Source organism: Rothia sp. HMSC071C12 (assembly GCF_001813895.1).
In the GTDB taxonomy this organism is placed as follows: domain Bacteria; phylum Actinomycetota; class Actinomycetes; order Actinomycetales; family Micrococcaceae; genus Rothia; species Rothia mucilaginosa.
On the sequence record NZ_KV814378.1, the window covers coordinates 1 to 7,516 of the forward strand.

Annotated in this window: 1 protein-coding gene and 1 pseudogene; both read right to left on the bottom strand. The window is 50.7% G+C overall.

Annotated elements, in window-relative coordinates; genetic code table 11:
* Window positions 1–246 (bottom strand): annotated as a pseudogene (locus HMPREF2942_RS09465) (peptidoglycan-binding protein); the annotation flags it as partial.
* Between the two features lie 12 nt (window positions 247–258).
* Complete coding sequence (locus HMPREF2942_RS07855) at window positions 259–7,149, bottom strand: DUF6531 domain-containing protein (RefSeq protein ID WP_246824404.1); 6,891 nt, start codon at window positions 7,147–7,149, stop codon at window positions 259–261.
* Window positions 7,150–7,516 lie beyond the last annotated feature (367 nt).

The window sequence follows — 7,516 nt, forward strand, 5'->3', positions numbered from 1 at the left end:
CGAATCGGATGCCAAAAGCATATAGTTTTGGCATTGATAATAGTAGCTATTATAGAATTTCAAATCAGCGGACGTTAGAAATTTAGTAAACGTATAGCTGTAGTCTGGCGGCGGCGCAGAATATGCAGGGTGCTGCTGGTCTGCTGGGGTATAAATTCCAATCATGTCAGTATCGACAAGATGGTATGCTCCCCTATAGTCCTCTTGGTTGAAGAATTTTTTAGTCCACTCCGGGTCGACACTCATTTCCTCTCCTTCCTAAAACGTATTTCCCCGAAGGGCTTCTCGTAACGCACGATTGTAATAAGTAGTCTTAGAAGTATTTCTACCGGTATATAGCCCAGTTCCTTCTTCTACTCCTTGCACTTCTTGTTGCGCGCTGTACGCCTGTGCATCGATATCAACGCCTTCATCATCACCGTAGCCACTAGCAACATAACGCTGAGTAGCATCGACATAAATATTCATACCGTGAGAATCCATGCCCCCCCTAGCTTTATCACTTTCGACGACATGTACACGATTAGCGGGCTCGCCGTATTGCTTTCCAGGTGTTAGGCCAGGAACCACGTCATTCTCGTTCACAACAGCCACATAGTTAAAGTGATGGTCAAGATCATCTCGTTGTCCCTCAAGATTGCTGGTCGGTGCACCATAGGTTACAACATTAGATACCTTATATTTACTATTAAATTCCTTATTATTAGCAAGTGAATACGCCACGGCACCGCCCTGAGAGTGACCAACCATTACTACTCGGTCTACGTCTTGTAGCTTAGCATCCTTCATTGCCTTTTCCACCATTCGGTGGTAGGGCGACAAATCATCAACAGGTTTATCAGAGGTATTACCAGCCAGACCAAGATTATTTCCTATAGAGCCAATCTCACCATCTTTTCCACCTTTTATCGAAAAATCAAAATCAGTGCCGGGAATATAAACATATGCAACCTTCTCCTTCGAATCATCAGGCTTCTTCCCTTCATAAACGTCAATTTGAACGGCTGAGTACCCTGCGTTTCCTTGCGATTTCTCCATGTCTTTAACATGTTGATTGTCATTAACTGAATTCATGCGTTGCGCCACTTGATGAATATTTTGCGGAGGAACAGGAGGAATATCCCCACTATGCCCATGCTGCCGCTGAACATTCAAATCCTCAATCTTTGGATCTTTATTAAAGTAATTATATATTCCAAAGGGGGAAAGTGGTGAATAATCAATTATCCCCATTATAAACAACAGTATTTGGGCACCAGGACTATACTTTATCTCGTTAATAATCTCAGATGTATCATGATTTTTCTTCTCTGTTTTTCGAACCTGATAGTCCCTAAATTCCTGCACTGACATCGGGCGCAAACCCCACGGGTCTACCAGAGACATAGGATTCCAGCCCACAAACGAATTTACGTCCGCACCGTGCACGATACCCGGCACCGAGCTCAAAGCGTCAGTGGACACGAAACGGCGCATGTTAGCGTCAGCCACACGGAAACCCATGAAGTCAAGGCCAGCAATATTGACAGAAGAAGCTGCCGGGCCAGCACTAACCATGCCAAGACCAGAAACAGCAGGCACAGTAACTACGTCACTTTCCCACGGGTTCGAAGACATAGACCAGCCCAAGCCATAGCCCAGTTCCTCTTCAGAAGAGATATTCTCCAGCACAGATCCAGCACTCATTCCGCCCACACCCAGCACCATAGGTACGGATGAGACAGCGTCCCACACCAAAGGCATAGATGCATTGGGGACATCAACCGTAGTATTAGCGTGCACTGAGGCAAGCTCACCAGTCATGTCATGGTGTAGCTCCCACTCTTCGCTGTCCAGGCGAATAGCATTCACCTGCCCCATGTTGCCCCACCCAAGGGTACGCTCACGGTGCTGTCCAGTCAGCTCGTCCGTGGTCACCTCACGGACGCGTTCACCGGCAGCGTTATAGAAATACTCAGTTCGAGAACGATTCTGCACAGTCCCATCGGTACCATACTGCACCTCAGAAACAGCGCTGAGTAGACCAATTGAATTATGGCTGAAGGCGCGTTCCAGCAGCAGGGCGTTATCTCCCTGCTCACAATTACGCATATACAATGCTTCAGCGACCATCATGCCGTTTTCGTAGGTCCAGGTTCGTTCCTGAATACCATCCGAAACAGAGACGAGAGCACCAGAAGCATCATAGCGATACCTCATAGTGTGTGCCTCAAACTTATTTCCTGCATCTTCAAGCGTGCAAACAGCAACCTGAGAAGAAGCATCACGTTCCACACCGGCGGCAAACATGCTCATAGTTGCAGTACCGTTTCCCGTTCCTCGGGTGCCGTTACGCTCCACCTTGTACCCTACGGGAACATTCTTAACAGGATCGAGTTCCCACACTGCATGACTATCATCTGTACGCGCCGAAGTTAGGGAACCACACGGAGCATGGGTAAATTCCATCTCCCTGGTACGAGCGAAGGCGTCTTTAGAGTGGGTATGGCGCACTCGCCCGGTTCCGTCACGCATCCAGCGGACTGAACCGTACGGGTTGCTACTCATTGTCAGAACACCATCAGCGTCGTAGGCATAGTTCAGCGTGTACTCACCGCGCTGCTTAAACGCTTGCAAGGCATGGAGAGTACGCTGGTTCGCGTCCGGGGCACGAAGAATACCGGTGGTGTGGTCAGCAATAGACACCGTACTTGAGATGCGCTTCATGCTCATATCACTGTGGGGTACGCGAGTACGGCTCAGCAACCTACCAGATGCAGAGTACTCATAAATGTGCTCTGCCTTTGCATCATTTACCGAAACCTTCAACGTGCCCTGCTGAGAGCCACGTCCACTCATCAAGGAATATTCAAAAGTTCCCTGAACTTCACCATCAACCGTGACTGAGCGGAGTACACCACCACAAGCGTAATCGTACTCAAACGAACGGATACGTTCGCCGTCATTCATCGTCAGAAGACGGCCTGCAGCATCGTAAGAGAAAGTACGTACGAGAGAGTCTGCCGCACTTTCAACCGTAAAACTTGTACCCGAGCGTTCTTCACGCAGAAGACGTCCTGCCGCATCCCATTCGTAGCTCGTTACGATACCCGCAGGCGTAATCCAGCGCAGAGGACGTGCGAGGGCATCATACTCACAGCGGGAGGTGCCACCCAAAGCGTCTTCAACGCTAACAAGGCGACCTGCCGCATCGTATGAGAAAGAACGGGTACCTTCAACGCTATCTTCAATACGCGCAATAAGTCCACGTGAAGTGTAGCTGTAGCAGGTAACCTTCTCCCCCGTATCTTCTTTAATGCGTCGACCAGCAGCATCGTAGGTGTACTGCACAAGACGCAACGAGGCAGTTGAAGTATCTGCAGAATCCCTAATGGTCTTCTCTAACAAACGACCTGCGAGATCGTAAGTAAAGATAGTCTCCAGGTAACCCTCATCAGCATCGAGCTCGCTCGTTTTCTTGAGGGTTTTCTGGCTGGTACAACGGCCCGCCGCGTCATATTCAAAGAAAGTCTCTCGACCAGCTGCACTGATGCTACGACTCATACGTCCCTGAGCATCGTACTCGAAGCTAATTGCCCCGCCATCGGCAGAGCTAATCTGAGCAATCTGACCGTGAGTGTTATATCCAGCCTGCGCAGAGCTATCAGATGAAGAGTTGAGAAGGATAGAGGCATCCGGCATGTTCAGCTTAGGAACGGGCACCCCAAAGAGAGCCGCCATATCCTGGCGGTTCTCAAACATCGTCATAACAGACGGAAGATGAGAAGCAGTAAGGGCGCTATCGCCTCGCGATACGTTATCGCGGGAACCCAAAATAGTGGGAACACGAAGTTCCGGCTGCACCAAGCTCCACGACGCCCAAGGACCCGCAGGACGCTCAGAAGGCTGCTTACCTGCTGAAGCAAGCCCCGCAAGAGAAGAGTTAGAGCGCAAAGATCCAGCGGGACCCAGACCCGGCACCATATTCATCAGAGAATTTGATGCAGAGACAACTCGTCCCAGGGCATCGGTTACAACGGCGTAGTTACCGGACGCGCCCTCAACTCGCATTGAATACTCACCGTGAGAGCGCGAGTGGGTAATGCTCAAAGCTACACCAGTAGCGTCCACCATGCGACTCAGGTCGCCAGTTAGAGAATATTCGTACTCGGTACGAGCCCCGCAGGGGTCAATGATAGCGACGAGCTGCGAAAGTTCGTCGTATTCATAATGGGTCTTGGCTTCTGCGGCATCAGTCATGGAGATAACGTTGCCCCAGGTGTCGCGTTCGACGCTGGTTCGGTTACCCATAGGGTCAATCACAGCGCTTAGGTGACCAGCTGAGTATTCAAAAGTAGTGATGTTACCTTCAGGGTCGGTCAGTGCTGTCAAGTGTTGCTCGGAGGTCGGCGTAGCATTCTGAGCTGCTTCTGTGTAGGACAAACCCCAACGAGCACCCATCGCGTCGACTACCGTGCTGAGACGTCCACTCGAATCCCACTCAAAATACTGGGTATTGCCGAGAGGATTAGTTACTGAGCGCAGGTTGCCGGCAGCATCATACGAGTACTGCGTTTGCGCACCACTAGAGTCCGTGGAGCTCAGAAGCTGTCCACGGTCATTGTAGGTAAAGTGCTGTTTGAATCCTGATTCATCAGCGACGGCGGTGCAATGACCGGCGTTGTCCCATTCAAGATAAGTTGTATTGCCTCCGTTACGGGTAATAGTCAGGGGATTAGGGTCCAGCGGGTTCTGGGAGTAGGTATAGCGTGTTTCGGTGAAGGTGCCTGCACGCCGATTCTTATTCATAATTCGGTGGGCAAGCATACGGTCGTACTCATCCCACGTATAACGGTGGACCGCACCTTCCGGAGTATTTTCCGAGACAAGGCGAGCACGTTCATCGTAGCTACGATGCGTCACGGATCCGTCACGCTCGCAGATATAGGTACGGTAACCGTAGGAGTTGTATCGCATGGACTGGCGGCTTCCGTCGCCAGCCACGAGGGAAACAAGCTGACCGTGTTCATTTGAGCGCCAAATATTAGCGTGCTCACCGGTTCCGGAATCTTCAATCACGGTCATTAGACCGTGCTCATAGCGGTAACTGATATTTCGACCGTGCTCAGTTTTCTGGGCTACGATGCGGCCGTCAGTATCAAAGGTATTCTCAACCTCGCAATATCCCGTTTCATTCCAGACACGGTGAATGAGGTTATCCTCCGTCTGCTCATAACGGCGAGTACCATCAGGTCGCTGAACTTCACAAAGTACGCCAGCAGAATTGTAGATATAGCGCACATCGTTCAGCTGGCTTTCTATCTGTGCTGATGATTGTTCTTCAGAGGAGCCTCCACCGAAGTTGACGAGAGATGCTCCAGATACAAAATCATGTGCATCATAGCTGACAACAATGCCCTGCGCGCTAAGGGGCTGAATCAAAGCACTCGGTCGCTGAGCTACGGATTCCCCATCAGCATTAGCCTTTGGGCCACGGTTGTAAAGAGCAACTATAGCTGAGCTGGGGTGCCCCTCCATGAAAGCAACCAATTCACCCGAAGGAGCATAGAAATAACGGCTACCAGAATGGTTAGTAACAGACCAGTAGTAACTGGGTTCAGACGATTCCGTTACTTCAAAGGATGACGGCAGTAGACGATGGGCGGACTTGACCGCTTTATTCACAGCAGAGTATAGGGCGCGATAAAGCGCCTCTTGTCCTTCGGTATCTTCTTCGAAGGGCGCAGAGACTGAATCCACATTATACGTAGGTGCCGCGTCTAGAGCAGACTCGGATACCTTCTCCAGCCAGTAGGGGGCGTTGGGAGTTCGTGCATACCCGCTAGCCGAGTTCGTATCACGTTCAAAGACGAGTTCACGACCGTCGGCAGTGTGCCATGAGATGCTATCGGAGTTTTGCTCAAGTCGGCTATCCAGCATGCTTGACCAGCCCTTGCCAAAAGCACCGTGAGGGGTATTCGGGAGGGCAGCGAGAACACTGTTGTAGGTGCGCTCAAGACGCAACACAGGGTTTACATGAGAGCGAAGGTCAACTTCACTTTCAATGAAGTTACCGGTTGCAACGTTGACGGGGTCATTTGCGTAGCCGGATGAGATATTTACACCGGTAATGCTCATGCCAGGAACCTGCAGTAGGTGATGCATGGGAATATCATCATGCATCAGCTCATTCAGAAGGTTCATGTCGAGGCTAACTTGAGCCTTTGCCCCAGGCCCGGAAAGATCAACAGAACCCTCCACCGAAGCACTAGTGAGATTGCCATAAGTTGCAGCATCAAGCATTACCTGAGCAACTTTTCCTAGCCAGGTAGCATCTTCATACACATCTTCAATCCAGGTGTGCAACGCAGCAATCAAAGAATCAGCGTTAAAAGTTCCCCACGAAGTATTCGAACGGAACTGAGCATAGGTGGACGCGACGCGATGTTGTGCCTGGCCAAGTTCAGCATTCATAGAAAAAGTAATCTGACCATACTGATACACATTATGTGGAATGATAGAAACAGTGGAACCACCAGAGGCAATTGCAGCTCGGGTATTCACACGTTGAGTACCCTGTGCGGAAGAGTTTGCCTCGGCAAACTGTCCGAGAGCACTTTGAGAAACTCCTGAAGAAACTGAGTTACCCTGAGCACCAGTGAAGGGGTCAGCTACAGGTCGTGGCGTGTAGACCTCAAAATGCGGGGGGCGGGAAGGCATAGGACGAGGGGGAACCTCAAGATTGAGGTCAGGGTTATCAACGCTATACGCACCTTGATTCCGAAGGTCATACTCAAGCTTCTCAAGATCACGAGCTCTTTGCTTACGTTCGTTGAGCTTCTCCCATTCAGTAATCTCTCGGCGAATACGCTCTTCCTCGCGGGCAGCTTTAATATAAGTCTCCATATTACGAGCTGCGTTGCTAAAGCATTCCTTAAACTCTCGCAACAGCGCAAATGACGAAGCAAGCTTTGCTCTATACACTCGTGCATAGCCACCGGTGAACCCCTCCAGAGCGAGCTGAGCGGCACCACAAGTACCATCGGCGCCATAGCGGGCAGGGAGCTGATGCTCAATTACCTGAGTTAGATGCGTCAAATGCGTTTTGAGAGCCTCAGCGCTCTCAAAGTCAAAAGGAACAGCTTCAGTATTAGCGTGGACGTTACCCATATATTTACTTCCGGAAGTTGATGTGACAGTGAACGAGCTTCCTCGCCCACATTCGTTGCATGTGTGTTCCCTCTCGGTGACAGTGAGAATCACACACCCTTCAAGGTAACACACGCACGTTCTGCACACGAACTCAGCAGGACGGATTCCGCCTCCCTTGCTTCCACCTCCCATAGCCAGCCGCGAAGCATCCACCTCAAAAGTCCAGCAAGAAACCCCCGCCAGCACAGTACCGAAAGTGCTGCCCGGCGGGGGTTCCGAAAGAAGCCACATAGAGAAAGCTATAGCTGCCCGAATCCTTGCGGGTAGATCGGCTCGTAGGTGTTGCGGTTGCTGTAGCCGTCGCGGTCAACCACAATCACCCACT